This window comes from Citrobacter sp. Cm038 (assembly GCF_030333105.1).
In the GTDB taxonomy this organism is placed as follows: Bacteria; Pseudomonadota; Gammaproteobacteria; order Enterobacterales; family Enterobacteriaceae; genus Citrobacter; species Citrobacter murliniae.
This window is the reverse complement of record NZ_JAOWGO010000024.1, coordinates 269,996-294,161: the sequence shown is the minus strand read 5'-3', so window position 1 is coordinate 294,161 and position 24,166 is coordinate 269,996. Positions and strand designations below refer to the sequence as shown.

17 protein-coding genes and 1 riboswitch are annotated in these 24,166 nt (G+C 53.0%); of the genes, 3 read left to right on the top strand and 14 right to left on the bottom strand.

Annotated features, from left to right (window positions below; all coding sequences use genetic code 11):
* Position 1: 1 nt before the first annotated feature.
* From rsmA to lptD, 4 genes are all read right to left on the bottom strand, one after another.
* Positions 2 to 823, bottom strand: a complete 822-nt coding sequence (rsmA, locus tag OGY01_RS18690) for a 16S rRNA (adenine(1518)-N(6)/adenine(1519)-N(6))-dimethyltransferase RsmA (protein WP_045439696.1) — start codon at positions 821 to 823, stop codon at positions 2 to 4.
* Complete coding sequence (gene pdxA, locus OGY01_RS18685; RefSeq protein WP_045439698.1) at positions 816 to 1,808, bottom strand: 4-hydroxythreonine-4-phosphate dehydrogenase PdxA; 993 nt, start codon at positions 1,806 to 1,808, stop codon at positions 816 to 818. Before pdxA ends, rsmA begins: the two co-directional genes overlap by 8 nt.
* Positions 1,808 to 3,094 (bottom strand): peptidylprolyl isomerase SurA, encoded by a 1,287-nt coding sequence (gene surA, locus OGY01_RS18680; RefSeq protein ID WP_045439701.1) that lies wholly within the window; start codon positions 3,092 to 3,094, stop codon positions 1,808 to 1,810. The genes pdxA and surA overlap by 1 nt, the downstream gene beginning before the upstream one ends.
* A 179-nt stretch (positions 3,095 to 3,273) precedes the next feature.
* A complete protein-coding gene (lptD, locus tag OGY01_RS18675; protein WP_045439703.1) occupies positions 3,274 to 5,634 on the bottom strand; it encodes an LPS assembly protein LptD in 2,361 nt (786 codons plus the stop codon).
* 255 nt (positions 5,635 to 5,889) lie between these two features.
* On the opposite strand from lptD, the gene djlA reads away from it, so the two are divergent.
* Positions 5,890 to 6,702: a co-chaperone DjlA gene (djlA, locus tag OGY01_RS18670; RefSeq protein ID WP_045439706.1), complete on the top strand. Its 813-nt coding sequence runs from the start codon at positions 5,890 to 5,892 to the stop codon at positions 6,700 to 6,702.
* Positions 6,703 to 6,798: 96 nt separating this feature from the next.
* On the opposite strand, the gene rluA is transcribed toward djlA, so the two are convergent.
* From rluA to araB, 6 genes are all read right to left on the bottom strand, one after another.
* Positions 6,799 to 7,458, bottom strand: a complete 660-nt coding sequence (gene rluA / locus OGY01_RS18665; protein WP_045439709.1) for a bifunctional tRNA pseudouridine(32) synthase/23S rRNA pseudouridine(746) synthase RluA — start codon at positions 7,456 to 7,458, stop codon at positions 6,799 to 6,801.
* A gap of 11 nt (positions 7,459 to 7,469) precedes the next feature.
* Positions 7,470 to 10,376, bottom strand: a complete 2,907-nt coding sequence (gene rapA, locus OGY01_RS18660) for an RNA polymerase-associated protein RapA (protein ID WP_286493508.1) — start codon at positions 10,374 to 10,376, stop codon at positions 7,470 to 7,472.
* Positions 10,377 to 10,552: 176 nt separating this feature from the next.
* Entirely contained in the window at positions 10,553 to 12,904 is a 2,352-nt protein-coding gene (gene polB, locus OGY01_RS18655; protein WP_284096601.1) for a DNA polymerase II, read from the bottom strand.
* Between the two features lie 112 nt (positions 12,905 to 13,016).
* On the bottom strand, positions 13,017 to 13,712 hold the full coding sequence (gene araD / locus OGY01_RS18650; protein ID WP_286493506.1) for an L-ribulose-5-phosphate 4-epimerase: 696 nt from the start codon (positions 13,710 to 13,712) through the stop codon (positions 13,017 to 13,019).
* 11 nt (positions 13,713 to 13,723) lie between these two features.
* Positions 13,724 to 15,226 (bottom strand): L-arabinose isomerase, encoded by a 1,503-nt coding sequence (gene araA / locus OGY01_RS18645; RefSeq protein WP_286493505.1) that lies wholly within the window; start codon positions 15,224 to 15,226, stop codon positions 13,724 to 13,726.
* Positions 15,227 to 15,236: 10 nt separating this feature from the next.
* Positions 15,237 to 16,946: a ribulokinase gene (araB, locus tag OGY01_RS18640; RefSeq protein ID WP_286493504.1), complete on the bottom strand. Its 1,710-nt coding sequence runs from the start codon at positions 16,944 to 16,946 to the stop codon at positions 15,237 to 15,239.
* A gap of 339 nt (positions 16,947 to 17,285) precedes the next feature.
* On the opposite strand from araB, the gene araC reads away from it, so the two are divergent.
* Both araC and OGY01_RS18630 read left to right on the top strand, forming a co-directional pair.
* A complete protein-coding gene (araC, locus tag OGY01_RS18635; RefSeq protein ID WP_045439726.1) occupies positions 17,286 to 18,131 on the top strand; it encodes an arabinose operon transcriptional regulator AraC in 846 nt (281 codons plus the stop codon).
* Between the two features lie 119 nt (positions 18,132 to 18,250).
* On the top strand, positions 18,251 to 19,018 hold the full coding sequence (locus tag OGY01_RS18630; protein WP_045439729.1) for a DedA family protein: 768 nt from the start codon (positions 18,251 to 18,253) through the stop codon (positions 19,016 to 19,018).
* Here OGY01_RS18630 and thiQ read toward each other — a convergent pair.
* The 4 genes from thiQ to sgrR all read right to left on the bottom strand — a co-directional run bounded on the left by thiQ (position 19,012) and on the right by sgrR (position 24,089).
* On the bottom strand, positions 19,012 to 19,713 hold the full coding sequence (gene thiQ, locus OGY01_RS18625) for a thiamine ABC transporter ATP-binding protein ThiQ (RefSeq protein WP_048222068.1): 702 nt from the start codon (positions 19,711 to 19,713) through the stop codon (positions 19,012 to 19,014). The genes OGY01_RS18630 and thiQ overlap by 7 nt on opposite strands.
* A complete protein-coding gene (thiP, locus tag OGY01_RS18620; RefSeq protein WP_045439734.1) occupies positions 19,697 to 21,307 on the bottom strand; it encodes a thiamine/thiamine pyrophosphate ABC transporter permease ThiP in 1,611 nt (536 codons plus the stop codon). Before thiP ends, thiQ begins: the two co-directional genes overlap by 17 nt.
* Positions 21,283 to 22,266: a thiamine ABC transporter substrate binding subunit gene (thiB, locus tag OGY01_RS18615; RefSeq protein ID WP_045439737.1), complete on the bottom strand. Its 984-nt coding sequence runs from the start codon at positions 22,264 to 22,266 to the stop codon at positions 21,283 to 21,285. Before thiB ends, thiP begins: the two co-directional genes overlap by 25 nt.
* A gap of 31 nt (positions 22,267 to 22,297) precedes the next feature.
* Positions 22,298 to 22,398, bottom strand: a riboswitch (TPP riboswitch).
* 35 nt (positions 22,399 to 22,433) lie between these two features.
* Positions 22,434 to 24,089: an HTH-type transcriptional regulator SgrR gene (gene sgrR / locus OGY01_RS18610; protein ID WP_045439740.1), complete on the bottom strand. Its 1,656-nt coding sequence runs from the start codon at positions 24,087 to 24,089 to the stop codon at positions 22,434 to 22,436.
* Positions 24,090 to 24,166 lie beyond the last annotated feature (77 nt).

Below are 24,166 nucleotides of genomic sequence, written 5' to 3'. Positions count from 1 at the left end.
CTTAACTCTCCTTCGATGGCGCGTTTTCTGACAGATAGTTAGCCATCCGGCAGTATTGCGCGACAGAGATATTTTCTGCTCGCATCGCCGGATCAACTCCCAGCTCTGTCAATACTTCAACGCTGAACAGATTACCGAGGCTGTTACGTACCGTTTTGCGGCGCTGATTAAACGCTTCGGTCGTAATACGGCTCAGGACGCGAACATCTTTAACCGGGTATGGCATCGTGGCGTGAGGAACCAGACGCACTACCGCGGAATCTACTTTAGGTGCCGGTGTGAAGGCCGATGGCGGCACTTCGAGTACCGGGATAACCTGGCAGTAATATTGTGCCATGACGCTTAATCGACCATACGCTTTACTGTTTGGCCCTGCAACCAGACGATTGACCACCTCTTTTTGTAACATGAAATGCATGTCGGCAATGGCATCAGTATAGGTAAAAAGATGGAACATTAGCGGCGTGGAGATGTTGTAAGGCAGGTTGCCAAACACGCGCAGCGGCTGACCCATTGTCTGCGACAGTTCACCGAAGTTCATGGTCATGGCGTCTTGCTGATAGATGGTCAGCTTCGGCCCTAAAAACGGGTGCGTTTGCAGACGGGCTGCCAGATCGCGGTCCAGTTCAATGACGGTTAGCTTGTCCAGACGTTCACCTACCGGCTCGGTCAGTGCAGCAAGGCCCGGGCCGATTTCGACCATGGCCTGACCCTTTTGTGGGTTGATAGCAGAGACAATACTTTCGATCACAAACTGATCGTTGAGGAAGTTTTGCCCGAAACGTTTACGGGCTAAATGGCCCTGATGGACTCGATTATTCATTGGTATTAACAATCATTTTGATGGCGAGATTAAGCGCCGTAATAAAACTGCCGACATCGGCTTGCCCACGACCCGCAAGTTCAAGTGCGGTGCCGTGATCAACGGATGTGCGAATAAATGGCAGGCCCAGTGTGATATTCACACCGCGACCAAATCCCTGGTATTTTAGCACGGGGAGGCCTTGATCGTGGTACATTGCCAGCACGGCATCCGCGCTATTGAGATATTTGGGCTGAAACAGGGTGTCTGCGGGCAGTGGACCGTTTAACTTCATCCCCTGTGCGCGCATTTCATCGAGAACCGGAATGATTGTATCTATCTCTTCCGTACCCATATGACCGCCTTCACCCGCATGTGGATTAAGTCCACATACCAGAATATGTGGATCAGGGATACCAAACTTCGTGCGTAAATCATGATGCAGAATACCGATCACTTCCCGTAGTAACGCAGGCGTAATGGCATCGGCAACGTCCCTGAGCGGCAGATGCGTGGTCGCCAGAGCAACGCGCAGCTCCTCAGTTGCCAGCATCATCACCACTTTTTTCGCCTGTGAGCGCTCTTCAAAAAATTCGGTATGACCGGTGAACGGCACGCCAGCATCATTAATCACGCCCTTGTGTACGGGGCCTGTGATCAGAGCTGAAAATTCACCTTGCAGGCAACCGTCGCACGCACGAGCCAGCGTATCCACCACATACTGCCCATTTTCCACTACCAACTGACCCGGTACGGCAGGTGCGCGTAGCGCAATCGGGAGCAACGTCAATGTGCCCGCAGATTGTGGTCTGGCTGGTATATCTTGATTGTAGGGGAGGAGCGAGAGTGGTAAACCGAGCATCGCTGCCCGGTTGGAAAGTAGCGCGGCATCGGCGCAGACGACGAGTTCTACTGGCCACTCACGCTGCGCAAGCTGAACCACCAGATCCGGACCAATCCCGGCGGGTTCGCCGGGAGTGATAACAACGCGTTGAGTACGGGTCATTAGTTGCTCAGAATTTTAACGTACGCGCTGGCGCGCTGTTCCTGCATCCAGGTCGCTGCTTCTTCCGAGAATTTACGGTTCATCAGCATGCGATAAGCACGGTCTTTCTGCGCCGCGTCAGTTTTATCAACGTTACGCGTGTCCAGCAGTTCGATCAGGTGCCAGCCAAAAGAGGAATGCACCGGTGCACTCATCTGGCCTTTGTTCAGTCGGGTCAGCGCATCACGGAAGGCTGGATCGAAAATGTCTGCTGCAGCCCAACCCAGATCGCCGCCCTGGTTTGCCGATCCAGGATCCTGAGAGAACTCTTTTGCTGCTGCTGCAAAGGTCGTTTTACCGCTCTTAATATCCGCTGCGATTTGTTCCAGCTTCAGACGTGCCTGCTGATCGGTCATGATCGGCGATGGCTTCAGCAGAATATGGCGGGCGTGAACTTCAGTCACGGAGATGCTCTGACTCTGGCCACGCATATCATTAACTTTCAGAATGTGGAAGCCGACACCAGAACGAATCGGGCCGATAATGTCGCCTTTTTTCGCGGTGCTTAACGCCTGAGCAAAGATGCCTGGCAGTTCCTGAATACGACCCCAGCCCATCTGACCGCCTTTCAGCGCCTGCTGATCGGCAGAATAAGTGATGGCCAGCTTGCCGAAATCACTACCGTTACGCGCTTCGTCAACAACAGAGCGCGCCTGGCTTTCAGCTTCGTTAACCTGATCTGAGGTTGGATTTTCCGGTAAAGGAATAAGAATGTGGCTCAGATTGAGTTCAGTGCTGGCATCATTTTGGTTGCCAACCTGCTGCGCCAGGGCATCAACTTCCTGCGGCAGGATCGTGACACGGCGGCGTACTTCATTGTTGCGCACCTCAGAGATAGTCATCTCTTTACGGATTTGGCTACGATAGGTCGAATAGCTTAAGCCATCCTGAGCCAGACGGCTGCGCATTTGGTCCAGCGTCATGTTGTTCTGCTTGGCGATGTTAGCGATAGCCTGATCCAACTGCTCATCAGAGATTTTCACCCCCATCTTCTGACCCATCTGCAGAATAATTTGATCCATGATCAAACGTTCCAGGATCTGATGACGAAGCGTTGCATCGTCCGGAAGTTGCTGGCCAGCCTGACCTGCATTGAGTTTTACGGACTGCATTAAGCCATCGACGTCGCTTTCCAGAACGACGCCGTTATTGACGACGGCTGCGACTTTATCGACTACCTGTGGGGCAGCGAAACTGGTATTCGCGATCATGGCGATACCGAGAAGCAGCGTTTTCCAGTTCTTCATACTTTTTCCATTATTAATTAACCGCAATGCGGATTACGTAGTATACCCTTCGTCTTTCAAGCCGCATTTTTGTTGGCCGCCTTCACTCACCCCAGTCACTTACTGATGTAAGCTCTTGGGGATTCTCTCAGTTGCCGCCTCAATGCAGCTCGAAATCCATTGGGTATAAATCAGTCAGATCATAAAGCGCTTTGGTACGGCAATATGTTCGAACGCAACATTTGATTGGTGCCAAGGCCATAGTTAGAGCTCAGACCGCGCAGTTCGATATTAAAGCCGATCGTATTGTCATAAACTGCGTGTTGCTGGGTGTTATCCCAACCGTTCAGCTTACGTTCGTAGCCGAAGCGGATGGCGTAACAGCAGGAGTTGTACTGCAAGCCCAGCATTGAGTCCGCTTCTTTGTTCACATTGGTATCAAAGTAGTAAGCACCGACAATCGACCAACGGTCGGCAATCGGGAAGCTTGCCACCGCCCCCACCTGCGAAATCCCGTTTTTATACTGCTCCGCTGTAGAGTAGTACGATGGCAGCGTAGCCTGAATATACTCAGAGCTGGCATAACGGTAATTCAACTGCAGCATGCGGTTTTCGTCACGACGATATTCGATGCTGCTGCTACTGGTGGCGACGCTGTCCAGACGGGTGTCGTACTGGATACCGCTGCGTAAACCCCAGCGATCGGATATACGCCAGTAGGTATCGCCTGCCCATACCAGTGAGCCGGTTTTGTCGTCATTCTCCCATTTAATGTTGTCATCGCCGGTGCGAGACTCGGTGAAATAGTAGATTTGACCCACGGAAATATTAAAACGTTCAACGGCCGCGTCATCATATACGCGAGATGTGACACCGGTAGTGACCTGGTTGGCGGAAGCAATACGGTCCAGACCGCCATAAGTGCGGTCACGGAACAGGCCGCTATAGTCAGATTGCAGCAGTGAGGAGTCATAGTTATAGATATGACTTTGGTCACGATACGGTACGTACAGGTACTGCGCGCGCGGCTCCAGCGTCTGGGTATAACCCGGTGCCAGCATTGCCATGTCACGCTCAAATACCATTTTGCCGTCAACTTTAAACTGCGGCATCACGCGGTTGGCCGATTCGTCCAGCTTGTTTACGTTGCCCGGATTATTATTGTACGTATCCAGATTCGTTTGCTGATAATGCGTTGCCAATAGCTTCGCTTCAGTGTTGATGCTTCCCCACTGATTGGATAACGGCAGATTGATAGTTGGCTCAAGGTGAACTCGTGTGGCTTCCGGCATATTGTCATTGGTATTGACGAAATGCACCGCCTGACCATAAATGCGGGTATCGAACGGACCCACATCATTCTGATAGTAGTTGACGTCTAACTGCGGTTGCGCAGAGTAACTGTTGCTGTTTTGGGCGTCGAAGACCTGGAACTGCTTGGTCGATATCGTGGCATCAAAGTTCTGTACCGCGTAGCCAACGCTGAATTTTTGCGTGGCATAGCCGTCGGTACTGGAGCCGTATTTATTATCGAAATCATTAAAGTAGCTGGTATCGCTGACTTTGGTATAGTCGACGTTGAAACGCCACACCTGGTCCATTACCCCGGCATGTTGCCAGTAGAACAGCCAGCGGCGCGAATTGTCATCCTTCGGATGTTCATCATCGTAAACTTTGTCGGAATTCAGATAGTCAAATTCCATCAGGCCCGCACCCGCCTGAGTGAGGTAACGGAATTCGTTCTCCCACATAATACCGCCACGACGGTGCATATAATGCGGCGTGATGGTGGCGTCCATATTGGGCGCGATATTCCAGTAATACGGAAGGTAGAACTCAAAATAGTTATTGGTGGAGTATTTTGCGTTCGGGATCAGGAAGCCAGAACGTCGCTTATCTCCAACGGGAAGCTGTAAATAAGGGCTGTAAAAGACCGGAACCGGGCCCAGCTTGAAGCGAGCGTTCCAGATTTCTGCCACCTGTTCTTCGCGGTCGTGGATCACTTCGCTACCGACAACGCTCCAGGTATTAGATCCCGGCAAACAGGAGGTAAAGCTACCGTTCTCCAGAATGGTATAGCGGTTTTCACCACGCTGTTTCATCAGGTCCGCTTTCCCGCGCCCCTGACGGCCAACCATCTGATAGTCACCTTCCCAGATGTTGGTATCTTTTGTATTCAGGTTAGACCAACCCTTCGGTCCCTTCAGAATGACCTGGTTGTCATCATAGTGGACGTTACCCAGAGCATCGACGGTGCGAACCGGCTCCGGCAGACCCTCGGCCTGTTTCTGATGAAGCTGTACTTCATCGGCCTGCAGGCGGCTATTACCCTGGGCGATATCCACGTTGCCGGTAAACACGGCGTCATCCGGGTAATTCCCTTTCGCGTGATCGGCATTGATGGTAACGGGTAACTCGTTTGTCTCGCCCTGCACCAGAGGACGGTTATAGCTTGGCACGCCCAACATGCACTGTGAGGCGAGATCGGCTGCCAGACCCTGCTGACTATAGAGGGCGCTGGCAATCATGGTGGCCAGAAGAGTGGGAATACGTTTTTTCATACGTTGTATTTATTGTTCCATCATCAGTAGCGTCGCGCGTGACAAACGGTCACAGCCTAACTTATCTCATCTTCACTGCGCTAGTATTAATCCTGCCCATTTAGGCATCCGTGGTGTTAGGCACGGCATTGAATGACAGGTATGATAATGCAAATTATAGGCGATGTCCCACAATTGACCGCAGCCGTAAAACGGTAAAAGCACCTTATATTGTGGGACATAGCCTGGCTGACAGCATAAAGATTTGGGGAGTCTATGCAGTATTGGGGAAAGATTATTGGTGTAGCCGTGGCCTTAATGATGGGCGGCGGCTTCTGGGGCGTGGTTTTGGGCCTGTTAGTTGGCCATATGTTCGACAAAGCTCGCATGCGCAAAATGGCATGGTTTGCGAATCAACGTGAACGTCAGGCACTGTTTTTTGCCACCACTTTTGAGGTGATGGGACATCTGACCAAATCCAAAGGACGCGTCACGGAAGCAGATATCCATATTGCCAGCCAACTGATGGATCGGATGAATTTGCACGGTGACTCACGTACCGCCGCTCAGCATGCCTTCCGGGTGGGAAAATCAGATAATTACCCATTACGTGAAAAGATGCGCCAGTTTCGTAGCGTCTGTTTTGGCCGTTTCGATCTGATCCGCATGTTTCTGGAGATTCAGATCCAGGCCGCGTTTGCCGATGGGTCATTGCATCCTAACGAACGCGAAGTGCTGTACGTAATTGCAGAAGAACTGGGGATCTCGCGTACGCAATTTGATCAGTTCCTGCGCATGATGCAGGGGGGCGCGCAGTTTGGTGGAGGATACCAGCAGCAGTCTGGTGGCGGCTGGCAGCAGGCGCAACGAGGACCTACGCTGGAAGATGCCTGTAACGTGCTTGGCGTTAAAGCAACCGATGATGCGACGACCATTAAGCGAGCCTATCGCAAACTGATGAGTGAGCACCATCCTGATAAACTGGTTGCGAAAGGGTTGCCGCCGGAGATGATGGAAATGGCGAAACAGAAAGCGCAGGAAATCCAAAAAGCTTACGAGTTGATTAAGGATCAAAAAGGGTTCAAGTGATTGCTTTGTCGGATGGCGGCTGGCGTCTTATCCGGCCTACGTTATGAATGTAGGCCGGGCAAGCGAAGCGTCTCCGGCATAAATTGGCACTGAGATTTAAAAATCTGCCGGGACTTTAAATGTCATACTGTTGCCGTAGGCGGGGTGGGTGATGGTTAGCATCTCCGCATGCAGTAGCAAGCGTGGTGCCATCGCCAGGGCTTCCGGCGGGGCATAGAAGCGATCGCCCAGAATCGGATGCCCTAACGCCTGCATATGTACGCGAAGCTGATGGGAACGCCCGGTAATAGGTTTGAGCACCACCCGGGCGGTATTATCCGCAGCAAACTCCACGACTTCATACTCGGTCTGCGCGGATTTGCCGGTTTCATAACACACTTTCTGCTTTGGTCGGTTCGGCCAGTCACAAATCAGTGGTAAATCAACCAGTCCCTCGGCAGGTGAGGGATGTCCCCAGATGCGCGCGACATATTGCTTCTTCGGCTCACGCTCGCGAAACTGACGTTTTAGCTCGCGCTCTGCCGCTTTGGTCAGCGCCACTACAATCACACCGCTGGTTGCCATATCCAGACGATGTACGGATTCAGCCTGTGGATAGTCGCGCTGAACACGTGTCATCACGCTGTCTTTGTGCTCTTCAAGACGACCCGGCACGGACAACAAACCGCTCGGTTTGTTGACCACCATAATGTGTTCATCCTGATACAGGATAACCAACCAGGGTTCCTGCGGCGGATTGTAGTTTTCCATCCCCATGTATGACTCCGTTACTGGTGCGTCACGACGATCAGACGCAAGGCATCCAGGCGCCAGCCCGCCTGATCCAGGCTATCCATCACCTGTTGACGGTTGCTTTCGATTGCAGCAAGTTCGTCATCACGGATGTTTGGGTTAACAGCGCGTAGTGCTTCCAGGCGCGACAGCTCCGCAGTCAGCTTCTCGTCCGCTTCTTTGCGCGCGGCGTCGATCAATGCCCGGGCAGACTTCTCAACCTGTGCTTCGCCCAACTGCAAAATCGCGTGGACATCCTGTTGCACGGCGTTGACCAGTTTGCTTCCGGTGTGGCGGTTAACGGCACTGAGCTGACGGTTAAAGGTTTCAAACTCAACCTGCGCGGCGAGGTTATTACCATTTTTATCCAGCAACATGCGTACCGGTGTTGGCGGCAGGAAGCGGTTTAACTGTAGCTGTTTCGGCGCTTGCGCTTCAACGACGTAGATCAGTTCAACAAGCAGTGTGCCTACTGGTAATGCTTTGTTCTTCAAAAGGGAAATGGTGCTGCTACCGGTGTCTCCGGAAAGGATCAGATCCAGACCGTTGCGGATCAGCGGGTGTTCCCAGGTAATAAATTGGGCATCTTCACGCGACAGCGCCACATCACGCTCAAACGTAATGGTACAGCCATCTTCCGGCAGTCCCGGAAAGTCAGGAACCAGCATATGGTCGGATGGCGTCAGGACAATTAAGTTATCACCACGGTCATCCTGATTAATACCGACGATATCAAACAGGTTCATGGCGAACGCGATCAGGCTGGTGTCATCGTCCTGCTCTTCAATACTTTCGGTCAGCGCCAGTGCTTTTTCGCCGCCATTGGAGTGAATTTCCAGCAGACGGTCACGCCCTTGCTCCAGTTGCGCTTTCAGTGCGTCGTGCTGTTCGCGGCAGGTTTTGATCAGGTCATCAAATCCCTCGTTGTTTTCCGGTTCTGCCAGATAACCAATCAGATTATTGTAGACAGTATCATAGATGGTACGTCCGGTCGGGCAGGTGTGTTCGAACGCATCCAGACCTTCGTGGTACCAGCGCACCAGCACAGACTGCGCGGTTTTTTCCAGGAAGGGGACGTGGATCTGAATATCATGCGCCTGACCAATACGGTCCAGACGGCCGATACGCTGTTCCAGCAGATCCGGGTTAAACGGCAGATCAAACATCACCAGATTGCTGGCAAACTGGAAGTTACGGCCTTCAGAGCCGATTTCAGAGCACAGCATCACCTGTGCGCCGCTGTCTTCTTCGCTAAACCAGGCGGCGGCACGGTCACGTTCAATGATCGACATACCTTCATGGAACACGGCGGCACGAATGCCTTCACGCTCACGCAGCACCTGTTCCAACTGCAACGCGGTGGTCGCTTTCGCACAGATAACCAGCACTTTCTGCGAGCGATGGCTGGTCAGGTAGCCCATCAGCCACTCAACGCGCGGATCAAAATTCCACCAGGTACCGGTATCGCCTTCGAATTCCTGGTAAATCTGTTCCGGGTAGAGCATGTCGCGTGCGCGATCTTCCACGCTCTTGCGCGCACCCATAATGCCGGAGACTTTAATTGCGGTCTGGTATTGGGTTGGCAGCGGCAGCTTGATGGTATGCAGCTCGCGTTTCGGGAAGCCTTTCACGCCGTTACGAGTGTTACGGAACAGTACGCGGCTGGTGCCATGTCTGTCCATCAGCATCGAAACCAGCTCCTGACGTGCACTCTGGGCGTCGTCACTATCGCTGTTCGCAGCTTGCAACAATGGCTCAATGTCCTGCTCGCCAATCATCTCACCCAGCATGTTTAGCTCATCGTTGCTCAGCTTCTTGCCTGCCAGCAGCATAGCGACGGCATCGGCAACCGGACGGTAATTTTTTTGCTCTTCAACGAACTGCTCGAAATCGTGGAAACGACTTGGATCCAACAGGCGCAAACGTGCAAAGTGGCTTTCCATGCCCAGCTGTTCCGGCGTTGCGGTCAGCAGCAGGATCCCCGGTACGCGCTCAGCCAGCTGTTCAATCGCCATATATTCACGGCTTGGCGCATCTTCGCTCCACACCAGGTGATGAGCTTCATCGACCACCAGCAGATCCCACTCGGCGTCGCACAGATGTTCCAGACGTTGCTTATTGCGACGGGCAAAGTCCAGCGAGCAGATGATCAGTTGTTCGGTTTCAAACGGGTTGTAGGCGTCATGCTGCGCTTCGGCATAGCGCTCATCATCAAACAGCGCAAAGCGCAGGTTGAAACGGCGCAACATTTCGACCAGCCACTGATGCTGTAACGTCTCAGGGACGATGATCAGCACACGCTCTGCGGCGCCAGACAGCAACTGTTGATGCAGGATCATCCCGGCTTCAATTGTTTTTCCTAAGCCAACTTCGTCTGCCAGCAAAACACGAGGGGCATGGCGACGACCGACATCATGGGCAATATTGAGCTGATGAGGGATCAGGCTGGTGCGTTGACCGCGCAAACCACTCCACGGCATACGGTACTGCTCGCTCTGAAATTTACGCGCACGGTAGCGCAGAGCAAAGCGGTCCATACGGTCGATTTGACCAGCAAACAGGCGATCCTGCGGTTTACTGAATACCAGTTTGCTGTCGAGTAGTACTTCACGCAGCATCACACCGGTTTCTTCGGTATCAAGGCGGGTCCCGATATAAGCAAGCAGGCCGTTTTCTTCTTTTACTTCATCGACATGCAGCTGCCAACCTTCATGGCTTGTTATCGTATCGCCAGGGTTGAACATCACCCGGGTCACGGGGGAATCACTGCGCGAGTACAGACGGTTTTCACCCGTTGATGAGAAAAGTAATGTGACGGTTCGCGCATCCATGGCGACAACAGTACCAAGTCCCAATTCGCTTTCTGTATCGCTGATCCAGCGTTGACCAAGTGTAAAAGGCATATGTGTTCGGCTCTATATCTTTAATTGCAGGCAATACTCGTCATTATTCGGGCACCCCGAGTTTTTGAGAGCATACGACACCGCTACCAGGCTAATAAATCAGTGGTAGTGATGTTAAATGGGTCCAGGAATGGAAAGGGCGCTATGGTACTGGATGGCGACGCATTCGTCACGCGTCAAAATAACCCCAGTTGCCCAGTGAGTAGTGTAGCAAAGTTATCATCAATAAAGGGAAGAATTCCCTCCGCAACAGGCTGTAGCTGGCGCGTAAGATAATGTTCGTAATCCAGCGCAGATAATTGATAATCCACCGGTTCCGGGCCGTTTATCGTCCAGACATATTTGATGGTACCGCGGTTTTGATACTGCGGAGGGCGGCCCAGCTTTACGTTTTGTTCGTCAGCAAGCCGTGCGGCACGCACGTGTGGCGGCACATTACGTTGGTATTCGTTCAACGGGCGACGCAGGCGCTTGCGGTAAACCAGTTGGTCATCAAGCTCTCCCGCCATCAGTTTATCAATGGTTTCGCGGATAAACTCCTGATAGGGCTCGTTACGAAAAATACGCAGATACAGCGTTTGCTGAAACTGCTGCGCCAGCGGCGTCCAGTCGGTGCGCACTGTTTCCAGCCCTTTGAAGACCATACGCTGTTGGTCTCCATCCTGAATGAGTCCGGCGTAGCGTTTCTTGCTGCCCGTATCCGCACCGCGAATCGTCGGCATCAGAAAACGGCAGAAGTGGGTTTCAAACTCCAGTTCCAGGGCGCTGGTCAAATTCTGTTGTTGCAGCGATTGTGCCCACCAGGTATTGACGTGATTCACCAATTGCTGGCCAATCTTTCCGGCCTCCTCTTCTGAGTGTGCGCCTTTGAGCCAGACAAAGGTTGAGTCGGTATCGCCATAGATGACGTCGTATCCCTGAGCTTCAATCAGTGCTTTGGTCTGGCGCATGATCGCATGGCCGCGCATGGTAATTGATGAAGCCAGCCGTGGATCAAAAAAACGACAGGCGGTTGTTCCAAGCACGCCGTAAAACGCGTTCATGATGATTTTCAGCGCCTGAGAAAGCGGCTTATTACCGCGGCGTTTAGCCTCATCGCGTCCGTGCCAGATCTGGGTAACGATCTCCGGGAGGCAGTGTTTTTCGCGCGAGAACCAGGCATCAAGAAAACCTTCGGTACTGTGTACCGGGTCAGGATGCGCCATACCTTCAATTAACCCCACCGGGTCGATTAAAAAAGTCCGAATGATTGAGGGATACAGGCTTTTATAGTCCAGTACCAGCACGGAATCGTACAAACCCGGGCGCGAATCCATCACGTAGCCGCCGGGGCTGGCGTGAGGGGGAACTTCCCCCAGATTCGGTGCCACGTAGCCGGCGCGGTGCATGCGCGGTAAATAGAGATGGCCGAAGGCGGCAACGGAACCACCGTGCCGGTCGACAGGCAGGCCGTTGACCGTCGAGCGTTCCAGCAGAAATGGCATGATTTCAGTTTTATGAAAAATGCGCGTGACCAGTTCGCAGTCTTTAAGGTTGTATGTGGCAAGCGCAGGCTTATCGTTAGCGAATCGGCGGTCAATTTCGTCCATTCGATCCCACGGGTTATCAATAGATTTCCCTTCTCCCAGCAGCTCTTGCGAAACCGTCTCCAGTGAAAACGATGAGAAATTCCAGAATGCTGATTTAAGCGCTTCAATGCCGTCAATAATCAGACGGCCTTTAGCCTGGGCGAAAAAAACGCCATTTTTGAAACCATGCTCGCGCCACTCCAGCTCGCTGTTATCGCGGCCAAAACGCAGTGGAATACGATAACGTTCGGCATGATTTTGCAAGACGCGTAAATCGAACTGCACCACGTTCCAGCCGATAATCACATCAGGATCGTGACGTGCTATCCAGTCGTTGAGTTTTTCCAGCAACTGAGGACGACTTGCCACGTACTCAAGTGCAAAATCAAGCTGTGAGGCATCACCATTTGCCGGGCCGAGCATATACACAATGCGTTGTCCGCAGCCTTCAAGGCCAATGCAGTACAGTTCACCGTGTCGTGTCGTTTCGATATCCAGTGATACCCATTTCAGAGGGGGACGGTAGTCTGGATTCGGCTTCAGGCGGGCATTTACAAGCGTGTTGCCGCGTCTGTCGCCTTCGACCCAAACGGGGGACGTGATAAAGCGTTCCATCAGATAACGCTCTGGTGGGCGCACGTCTGCCTCGTACACCGTCACTGCGTTTTCTCGCAGCAGTTTTTCCAGACGCATAAGCTGACGATGTGAACGGCAATACAGGCCAGAAACAGGTTGTCGGTGAAAATCTTGCAAATTGAGCGGCGTCAGGCGATAGCCGTTTTCACTACTTAATAATGAGGTGACTCGGGAAACCTGACTTGTGGGGATAAAGGCGACCGACTCTTGAGGCGCAAGCGTGACAAGCAGTGGCCCATCGTCTGTTGCCAGCCAGAATGAAACCTCTGTCCCCTGCGAGGTATCCCGCCAGTGTCGGGTTAAAATAAAACCTGCCTGCGCCACGCTGTGTATCCATCAAAAAACCAGGCATGATTATAGCCTGGTTCTGAGGAGTTTGCTGTGGTTTTATACAGTTGTATGCCGCCAGAGCGCGCTGCACTGCTTGAGTAATTCGCTACTGTCCGTAATAGGCCTTGGCACCGTGTTTACGCAGATAGTGTTTGTCCAGCAGGGTTTGCTGCATATTCGGCAGTTGTGGCGCGAGCTGGCGGCAGAAGATCCCCATATAGGCGACTTCCTCCAGAACAATCGCGTTGTGTACGGCGTCTTCGGCATTTTTACCCCAGGCAAACGGGCCGTGAGAGTGCACCAGCACCCCCGGCATTTGCGCTGCGTCAATGCCTTGCTTCTCGAAGGTTTCAACGATCACATTACCGGTTTCCCACTCATATTCCCCGTTGATTTCGGCGTCGGTCATTTGACGCGTGCAGGGAATAGCCCCGTAGAAGTAGTCCGCATGTGTTGTGCCTGTTGCCGGAATCGACTGACCTGCCTGTGCCCAGATGGTCGCGTGACGCGAATGGGTGTGGACAATGCCGCCAATGATCGGAAACGCCTGATACAGCAAACGGTGGGTTGGGGTATCGGAAGACGGTTTTTTCTCTCCTTCTACCACTTCACCCGTTGCAATACTGATGACGACCATATCATCAGCGGTCATAACACTGTAATCGACACCGGAAGGTTTTATTACAAATACGCCGCGCTCGCGGTCCACGGCACTAACGTTTCCCCAGGTCAGGGTAACCAGGTTGTGCTTCGGTAGCGCCAGGTTCGCTTCCAGTACCTGACGTTTGAGATCATCTAACATGTTTATCACCCTTAACGTTTCAAACCGTAATACACCTCATTCCAGCGCAGCGCGTCCTTGAAGGCCGGCAGGCGTGTATCGTTGTCGATCACGGTGATCTCGATATCGTGCATTTCAGCAAACTGACGCATGTCGTTCAGATCCAGCGCGTGACTGAAGACGGTATGGTGCGCGCCACCAGCAAGGATCCAGGCCTCTGATGCGGTGGGGAGATCCGGCTGGGCTTTCCATAATGCGTTAGCCACTGGTAGTTTCGGCAGGTCGTGCGGGGTTTGTACCGTATCAATGCAGTTAACCAGCAGACGAAAGCGATCGCCGAGATCGATCAGGCTGGCAACCACTGCCGGGCCGGTTTTGGTGTTGAAGATCAAGCGGGCAGGAGCGTCTTTACCACCGATGCCAAGATGCTGTACGTCGAGGATCGGTTTCTCTTCCACCGCGATAGACGGACAGACTTCCAGCATGTGCGAGCCGAGCACCAGATCGTTACCCTTCTCAAAGTGGTAGGTGTAATCCTCCATAAATGAGGTGCCGCCCTGCAGACCGGTTGACATCACCTTCATGATGCGAAGCAGAGCGGCTGTTTTCCAGTCGCCTTCGCCCGCAAAGCCGTAGCCTTGCTGCATCAGACGTTGTACGGCCAGACCCGGGAGTTGCTTCAGGCCGTGCAAATCTTCAAATGTGGTGGTAAAGGCGTGGAACCCACCCTGTTCCAGAAAGCGCTTCATCCCCAGTTCAATACGAGCTGCTTCCAGCACATTCTGACGCTTTTCTCCGTGGATCTGCGTTGCTGGTGCCATGGTGTAGCTGCTTTCGTACTCGTCGATCAGCGCATTAATGTCGCCGTCGCTAATAGCGTTTACCACCTGAACCAGATCGCCAACAGCCCAGGTGTTAACGGAGAAACCAAATTTAATCTGGGCGGCAACTTTGTCACCGTCGGTGACAGCCACTTCACGCATGTTGTCGCCAAAGCGGCACACTTTCAGATGGCGGGTATCCTGTTTGGATACAGCCTGGCGCATCCATGAACCGATACGCTCGTGCGCTTGCTTGTCCTGCCAGTGACCGGTGACGACGGCATGCTGTTGACGCATTCGCGCGCCGATAAAGCCGAACTCACGACCACCGTGCGCAGTCTGGTTCAGATTCATAAAGTCCATATCAATGCTATCCCACGGTAGGGCAGCGTTGAACTGGGTGTGAAACTGCAGCAGCGGCTTGTTAAGGATCGTCAGGCCGTTGATCCACATTTTGGCCGGAGAGAAGGTATGCAGCCAGACCACCATCCCAGCGCAACGATCGTCATAGCTGGCATCACGACAAATTGCGGTGATCTCGTCAGGTGAAGTTCCCAACGGTTTTAAAACCAGTTTGCAGGGCAGTTTTGCTTCGGTATTCAGCGCGTTTACGACGTGCTCGGCATGTTGGGTTACCTGACGCAGAGTTTCTGGCCCATACAGATGCTGGCTACCAATCACAAACCACACTTCATAGTTATTAAAAATCGTCATTGTCGTGTCCTTAATGTGTCAGGGTTGCCTGGTTGACCGGGGCTGTTTGCGCCGGAGCGGCAGTCGGAAGATATTGTTGTTCAGCGCTTACAGCCCACTGCTGGTAGCGGCGATAAAGCTGTTCAAAACGTTGAGCCTGTTCAGTGCGGGGTTGCAGCGTGTTTTCCACGGCACTTGCCATTTTTTGCTGAGCGGTCGGGATATCGGCGTGAACTTTTGCGGCGACGGCGGCAAAGATGGCTGCGCCGAGCGCACAGCATTGATCTGAAGCGACAATCTGCAACGGGCGATTAAGTACGTCGCAGCAGGCTTGCATGATGATCGGGTTTTTACGCGCGATGCCGCCGAGGGCCATCACGTTGTTGACTGCAATACTTTGTTCGGTAAAGCATTCCATGATGGCACGTGCGCCAAATGCCGTTGCGGCAATCAGGCCACCAAACAGTGCTGGAGCATCGGTCGCAAGGTTAAGATCGGTAATGACCCCTTTCAGGCGCTGGTTGGCATTTGGTGTACGACGACCGTTGAACCAGTCGAGTACCACCGGCAGATGATCCAGCGAAGGATTATTCGCCCATGCTTCGGTCAGCGTGGGCAGCAACTGTTTTTGGCTGGCTTTAATTTGAGCTTTCAGTTCAGGGTGCTGCGCTACAAGCTGATCCAGTGGCCAGCTCAATACGCGGCTAAACCAGGCATAGATATCGCCGAAGGCGGATTGACCAGCCTCCAGACCAATAAAATGGGGTACGACGCTGCCATCAACCTGACCGCAAATTCCCTTCACCGCGCGCTCACCCACGCTTTGCTTGTCGGCTATCAGAATGTCGCAGGTAGAAGTGCCAATAACTTTTACCAGCGTATTGGGTTGCGCTCCTGCGCCGACTGCTCCCATATGGCAGTCAAATGCGCCGCCTGAAATCACCACGCTTTCTGGCAAACCGAGGCGTTGCGCCCATTCGGCACACAGCGTGCCAACAGGCAGGTCAGCGGTGAAGGTGTCAGTAAACATCGGGTATTGCAGATGGCGGTTGATAAGCGGGTCGAGCTCATCAAAGAAACTTGCCGGAGGTAACCCCCCCCAACTTTCATGCCACAGAGACTTGTGTCCGGCGCTACAGCGTCCACGACGAATATCCTGTGGACGCACAGTATTTGAGAGCAGGGCCGGAACCCAGTCACACAGTTCAACCCAGGAGGCTGCGGCCTGTGCAACAGCGTTGTCCTGACGGGTAACGTGCAGGATTTTTGCCCAGAACCATTCGCTGGAGTAAACACCGCCGATATAGCGGGAATAATCGGCTTTGCCTGGCGTGTGGCACAGGCGGGTAATTTCTTCTGCTTCTTCTACTGAAGTGTGATCTTTCCACAACACGAACATGGCGTTCGGGTTGTCAGCGAACGCCGGGTGCAGTGCGAGGACGTTGCCATCGGCATCAACGGGAGCCGGGGTTGACCCCGTACTGTCAACGCCAATCCCGACCACTTCCTCGCGCTGCTCAGCGCTCAGTTCGGCCAGCACAGTTTTGAGCGCCGCTTCCATTGATTCAATATAGTCACGCGGATGATGGCGAAACTGGTTATTTGGGCCATCGCAATACAGCCCTTCCTGCCAGCGTGGATACCACTCTACGCTGGTGGCGATTTCCTTGCCGCTGTCACAGTCCACCGCCAGAGCTCGTACTGAATCACTACCAAAATCGAGGCCAATTGCAATTGCCATCGTCTTGCTCCATCCAAAAAAACAGGTATGGATAAACAGTAGATAGTAGGGATAAAAACCGTCAGGCAGGATCCGCTAATCTTATGGATTAAAATGCTGTGACATCACAAAGTGTGACGCTGTGCAAATAATCAATGTGGACATTTCTGCCGTAGTTATAGACACTTTTGTTAGCCGTTTTTGTCGTCGATGTGGTACGGCTTTTTTACAAGATGCTTTTCACAAGCGGGGTTTATGGTCAATTTCTGAAAATTCGGCGATCCACTAAAGCGAGGGTGACGATGTCTTGCGCAATATGGACGATTTGTTTCTTATCAGAGCATCGGGAGTATTGAAATTATGGCTGAAACGCAAAACGATCCCTTGCTGCCGGGTTATTCGTTTAACGCACATCTGGTGGCGGGATTAACCCCCATTGAAGCAAACGGATACCTGGATTTTTTTATCGACAGGCCGTTAGGCATGAAGGGCTATATCCTGAACCTTACCATCCGTGGGGAAGGGGTTATCAATAATCAGGGCAAGCAGTTTGTCTGCCGGCCAGGTGATATTTTATTGTTCCCACCGGGTGAAATTCACCACTACGGACGCCACCCCGATGCCAGCGAATGGTATCACCAGTGGGTCTATTTTCGACCACGCGCATACTGGCAGGAGTGGCTGACCTGGCCGACGATTTTTGCTCAGACTGGTTTTTTTCGTCCGGACGAAGCGCATCAGCCGCATTTTAACGAACTGTTTGGTCAGATCATCAGTGCCGGACAGGGGGAAGGGCGATACTCGGAACTGCTGGCGATTAATCTGCTGGAGCAACTGCTGCTCAGACGTATGGAAGCAATTAATGAATCGCTGCACCCGCCGATGGATAACCGCGTACGTGATGCCTGCCAGTACATCAGCGATCACCTTGCAGACAGCAATTTTGATATTGCCAGCGTCGCACAACATGTCTGCCTGTCGCCATCGCGTTTATCGCACCTGTTCCGCCAGCAGTTGGGTATTAGCGTATTGAGCTGGCGTGAGGATCAGCGTATTAGCCAGGCTAAACTCCTGTTGAGCACCACGCGCATGCCTATCGCTACGGTCGGGCGTAATGTTGGATTTGACGATCAGCTCTATTTCTCGCGTGTTTTCAAGAAATGTACCGGTGCCAGCCCAAGCGAATTTCGTGCAGGGTGTGAATAAAAAGTGAATGATGTGTCCTGAAAGTTGTCATATCTCGCAAACTATTCAGACAAATGATGGCTTGACGAAGTTGGGAAGGGTTATCAGAATCCCTGCTTCGTAAATCTGACGGACACATTATGCAAGCATTGCTGGAACACTTTATCCTCCAGTCCGCCGTGTACTCTTTGATAGCCGTACTACTGGTGGCTTTTCTGGAGTCACTGGCGTTGGTGGGCCTGATTTTACCCGGTACCGTAATGATGGCGGGGCTGGGCGCACTGATTGGCAGTGGTGAACTGAACTTCTGGCACGCCTGGCTTGCGGGCATCGTTGGTTGTTTGTTGGGTGACTGGATCTCTTTCTGGCTGGGATGGCGCTTTAAAAAGCCGCTTCATCGCTGGTCTTTTATGAAAAAGAACAAGGCATTACTGGATAAAACTGAACATGCGCTCCATCAGCACAGCATGTTCACCATTCTGGTAGGCCGTTTTGTAGGGCCGACGCGCCCGCTGGTGCCGATGGTGGCGGGTATGCTGGATCTGCCGGTCACAAAATTTATCGTGCCCAATATCATTGGTTGCATACTGTGGCCCCCTTTCTATTTTTTGCCGGGTATTCTGGCTGGCGCGGCGATTGATATTCCTTCTGAGATACAGAGCGGGGATTTCAAATGGTTGTTGCTGGCGACGGCGCTGCTGCTGTGGGTTGGAGGCTGGCTGTGCTGGCGACTGTGGCGCAGTGGCAAAGCCGCGGTTGATCGTTTAACGCCGTATTTGCCACGAGGCCGTCTGCTCTGGCTGGCACCACTTATTCTCGGTATCGGCGTTGTTGCGCTGGTTGCCCTGGTGCGCCATCCATTGATGCCTGTTTATATTGATATTCTGCGCAAAGTGGTTGGCTACTGACGCTCAATTCCGAGCAATGCTGAGGCACTGGCATGACCGCTTAATAACTCATCCGTTTTGCCTTGCCACGCTATACGTCCGTCGGCGACCACAATTGAACGCGGCGCAATACGCGCGGCGTCTTCTACGCTGTGTGACACCATCAGCAGAGTCAATTGCTTCTCACGACAAACATCGGCTACCAGCGTTAGCATCTCCTGACGCAGAGCGGGGTCGAGCGCGGAAAACGGTTCGTCGAGCAGTAACACGGGCTGTTCGCGAACCAGACAGCGTGCCAGAGCGACGCGTTGCCTCTGTCCGCCGGAAAGCTCGCCGGGAAGTCTCTCCAGCAGGTTTTCGATCCCCATTTGTTTGGCGATATGGTGCATTTTCTCCTGCTGAAACGCGTTCAGTTTTAATCCCGGATTAAGGCCCAGGCCAATGTTTTGCTGTACGCTCAGGTGACTGAACAGGTTGTTTTCTTGAAACAGCATGGAAACAGGACGACGAGAGGGCGGCGTGGCGGTGTGATCTTCACCTTCAATCAACATGGTACCGCTGGCCGGTGTCAGAAATCCGGCGATCAGATTCAATAGGGTACTTTTCCCGGCACCGCTTGGCCCAAGTACCGCGACCTGCTCACCCCGCGCAACTGACAACGTAAAGCGCATCGGCAAATGGTGGTACAGCCATGTGATATCAATCAGTTTTAACATTTCGACCCGGTAATTTCTCAATAACGGTAAACAGCGTAAAGCACAGGATAAGCAACAATAATGCCGTTACCGCACCATCCTGGCTGCGATAAGAACCAATTTGCTGATACAGGTAAAATGGCAATGTGCGGAAATCATCATTACCAAACAACGCCACCACGCCAAAATCGCCAATAGAGAGCACGCAGGCAAAGGCCATTGCCTGCGCCAGCGGACGTTTCAGGGCGCGCAGTTCAACCACTTTCAGCCGTGACCACCCTTCAATACCCAAAGACTGACACAACCTACTGTAGCGTGTGGTTACATCACGCATTGGATTTTCCAGCACTTTTAACGCGTAAGGGATCGCCATCAGCGCATTGGTGAAAATGACAATGCCATCCGCAGAGTCCGGTAGCCCGATAGTGTCGTTAAGCAACAGGAAGAAGCCGGTAGCCAGCACAATGCCCGGCATGGCGAGTATCATCATGCCGCTAAGTTCCAGCGTCTGGCCTGCCAGTACCTGCTGTCGGGCACGCAGTTCGCGGCTGCTCCATAGCAGCATCATGGTGAGAATAACGCACAACATGCCTGCTGCCAGCGCGATGCGCAGTGAGGTCCACAGCGCTTGCCACAGTACTGGCTGCATAAGCACATCCAGTACATGGCGATTTAAACCATCGACCATCACCGCCAGCAGCGGCGGCAGCAACAGCAGCAGGGCCAGAATAATCAGGATTGCGTCAGCTAGGCGGCTGTGCAGGCGATCGTCGGGATCGCGCCACCCCTGGACCAGCGTGGTACCGGGGGCGATCGCCCGGCTCAGACGTTGGCTAAGCAGCACAAGGGCTAAACAACAAATCATCTGGATCAGCGCCAGCATGGCGGCTCGGGCAGGATCGTAATCAAAGCTCAGCGCCTGATAGATAGCCAGCTCAATGGTGGTTGCTTGTGGCCCACCACCGAGCGACAAGACGGTAGCGAAGCTGGCGAAACACAGCATAAAGATGAGTGCAGCGACGGGGAGGATCTGACGACGCAGCCATGGCCATTCAACAAAGCGGAAGAAATGCCAGCCGCGCATACCTAACTGCGCTGCGAGCTGACGCTGTTCACCGGGAATATTCTCCAGTGATTGCAGCAGTAAGCGGCTGGCCATTGGGAGATTGAAAAAGACGTGGGCCAGCAGAATGCCCTGCAGGCCGTACGGGGAAAACGTCCATTCCAGTCCGAATGTTTGCCAGATTGAGGCCAGCCAGCCCTGGCGACCATATACGCTGAGGATACCAAAGACGGCGACCAGCACAGGCAGGATCAGCGTCATCGCGCACAGGCGCAGCAACGCCAGACGTCCGGGAAAACGGCGGCGATAGAGTGCTCTGGCGAGGAAAATCGCCGGGATGACGGACAGCGCTGCGGATAAAAACGCCTGCCAGAAGGAAAAGCGCACCACATGCCACAGGTAGCTGTCCTGCAACAGCGAGAACCAGTCCCCTTGTGGCGCGTTAAACCACAGCGCCAGAAATGCTGCCAGAGCGACAGCCACCATCAGCGTGGCGGCTGAAAGCCCTGGTATCAGCCAGCCGGGTATTAACGGCTGACGGCGCGTTGCCATTCGCTAATCCATGCCTGACGTTGGGTTGCTACCTGCTGCGGAGTAAATTCCAGTGCGGTAGATGGTTTTTCCAGTTGCTCAAATCCTGGCGGCAGGGCGACCTGGGTAACCGGATACATCCAGTTGCCCGTCGGAATGGCGTTCTGGAATGCCGGAGAGACCATAAATTTAAGGAATTTTTCTGCAAGTTCCGGCTGCTTGCTGGCAGCGGTGCGGGCAGCAACTTCAACCTGCAGATAGTGACCTTCGCTAAAATTCGCGGCGGCGTAGTTGTCTTTCTTCTCTTCGATGATGTGATACGCAGGAGAAGTTGTATAGCTTAGTACCAGATCACTTTCACCTTTCAGAAACAGGCCGTAGGCTTCACTCCAGCCTTTGGTGACGGTGACGGTTTTTGCTGCCAGTTTCTGCCAGGCTTCTGGCGTTTTATCGCCATAGACTTTTTGCATCCACAGCAGCAGTCCCAGACCCGGCGTGCTGGTGCGTGGATCCTGGTAGATTACACGCCATTTTTGGTCGCTCTCGACCAGTTCCTTCAGGCTTTTCGGCGGGTTTTTCAGCTTGTTTTTGTCATAAACGAAGGCGAAATAGCCGTAATCAAACGGTACAAACGTGTCGTTTTTCCAGCCGCCAGGGACTGCGACGGTATCGTTCGCCACGTCGCTTTTGGCAAACAGTTTGGTTTGCATTGCGGCTTCAAGCAGGTTGTTGTCCAGACCAAGTACTACGTCGGCTTTACTGTTTTTTCCTTCCATACGCAGGCGGTTCAGCAGTGATACACCATCTTCCAGCGCCACCAGTTTTAGCTCGCAGTTGCAGTCAGCTTCAAAGGCTTTTTTGATGGTTGGACCGGGGCCCCAGTCAGCGGCGAACGAGTCGTAGGTATAGACAGTCAAAACAGGTTTGGCGAAGGCAGGCGCTGCGCACAGTAGCAGCAGGGGAAGACATTTTTTTAACACTTTGCACCTCATTAAAAGAGTGGCAAAGGACTTGAGCTGTAGCCTCAAATCCCTTCGCCGGCGTTATCCGGATCAGGTTCGACGGGTATTTTCTCAGCCCGCGCACTCGGCGCAGCACCCCGTTGAGAACGGCACATTGTAATGATTACGTGAATAAATCAAAAGCCTTAAGGATCCGGTGGTGCGAACCATGCAGATTTAAAATCAAACCAGCCGAGGGTATTCATACGTAACCCGCGCATACTCCGCTGTCCCTGAATGATCAGCCAGTGATGGATCAGCGGCACAATAGCTTTACTGGCAAGCAGTTGCTGGCACCACGCTGCCAGACTCATTTCGCCGGTTCGCCAGCGGGCGGCGTCGCTTTCCCAGTCCAGAGAAATACAGTTTTGCAGCAGCGGGACTTCGCATAAATGGGCGAACAGTGAGAAGTCCAGTGGCAAGGTAAAGTTGGCACTGTTGAGCCAGATATCGCTGACGGTCTCGCCTGCATGCCATTGATCGTAGTCGATCTCCTCAATATTCAGCTGTACCTGATGTTCCGCCAGTAATGTTTTCATGATCTGCGCGATAACCCGATGCTCGATATGATCGCGGTAGTAAGTAAGCGTCAGCGTTTCCAGCCCTGCCGGTTTTTCACCGAGTCCTGGTCTCGCGTGATGCCAGCGGGGGAGTAATCCGTAGGCGGGGAACCAGTGTCGTTGATACTGTTCATCAGCCTGAAAAATTAAATTCGTCGGTGAGAGAATGCGGCTTACCCATTCGCGAACGTCCTGATTTGCCCCTCGATGGGAACGTGAATCAAACAGCATGTAGTAGCAGCCTTCTTCCAGGCGGCTTTCGATCGCTTTTTCATCTTCGGTTGGGCCTTTCAGCATCAGACCGCCGCCAGGTTCTTCACCGATGTCCGGTAGGACCCAAACGTTAACTTCATCGATCAACGCCCGGTAGCCAAAGTAATCATCAAATGCGTGAATTTTTAGCTGGCTATGCGTGTTGCGCATTACCGCATAGGGGCCGGTACCAATGGGGTGGCTGGAGAAATTATTGAGCGTTTCCCATTCACGCGGCAGGATCATTGCGGGCACTTGTCCCAATAACCAGGGAAGCCAGCGATCCGCTTGCGAAAGGTGGATATCCAGCGTCCAGGCCGTGGGGGAAACAATTTGCGTGATGTGTGAGTACAGCGGCAGATTGTTAATACGCGTGAGTGAGGAAATCACATCTTCCATTTCCAGCTCGCGACCATGATGAAAATGGACCCCAGGGCGCAGGAAGAAGCGCCAGTGCAGCGGGGAAATTTGTTGCCAGTGATGTGCTATATCGGCTTCCAGTTCCCCATTTTCCTCATTTACCCGAATTAAGGCGCTGAAGATTTGCCGGGCAATGTGGGTTTCAGAACGGCGTAACGCTGTACCGGGGAGCAAGTTGTGCATAGGGCGATAGTAGAGGACACGCATGATGTGTCGGCCCTGACGAAAGCTGCGACCCAAATGGGAAACCAGCATTTGCCGTACGGCTGTTTTATCCCCGACCAGTTGCACCAGTTGATCAATACGATCCTGCTCCAGCAGGTCTTCTGCACGCTGCTGCTGGAGCGCAAGCCCGGTATAGAGAAACGTCAGGCGCGATCGTTTGCCGCGTCCGACTTCTGCTTCCCATGTTAGCCAGCCGCGTTCCTGCATGGTGTTAAGCAGGGTACGCATGTGGCGTCGGGAACAGCTAAGAAGCTCCGCCAGTTCGTTCAGCGTAGTATCTTGCGTTTTGCCGTCACAGCATTGCCACAGACGGATGAACTGTTGTTGCAAACGACCAGAAGACATAAAAGGGGAACTCCTGCGGAAAACTCAGCAATTTTATTATCCCTATATTAAGTCAATAATAGATTCCGATGAAGCGA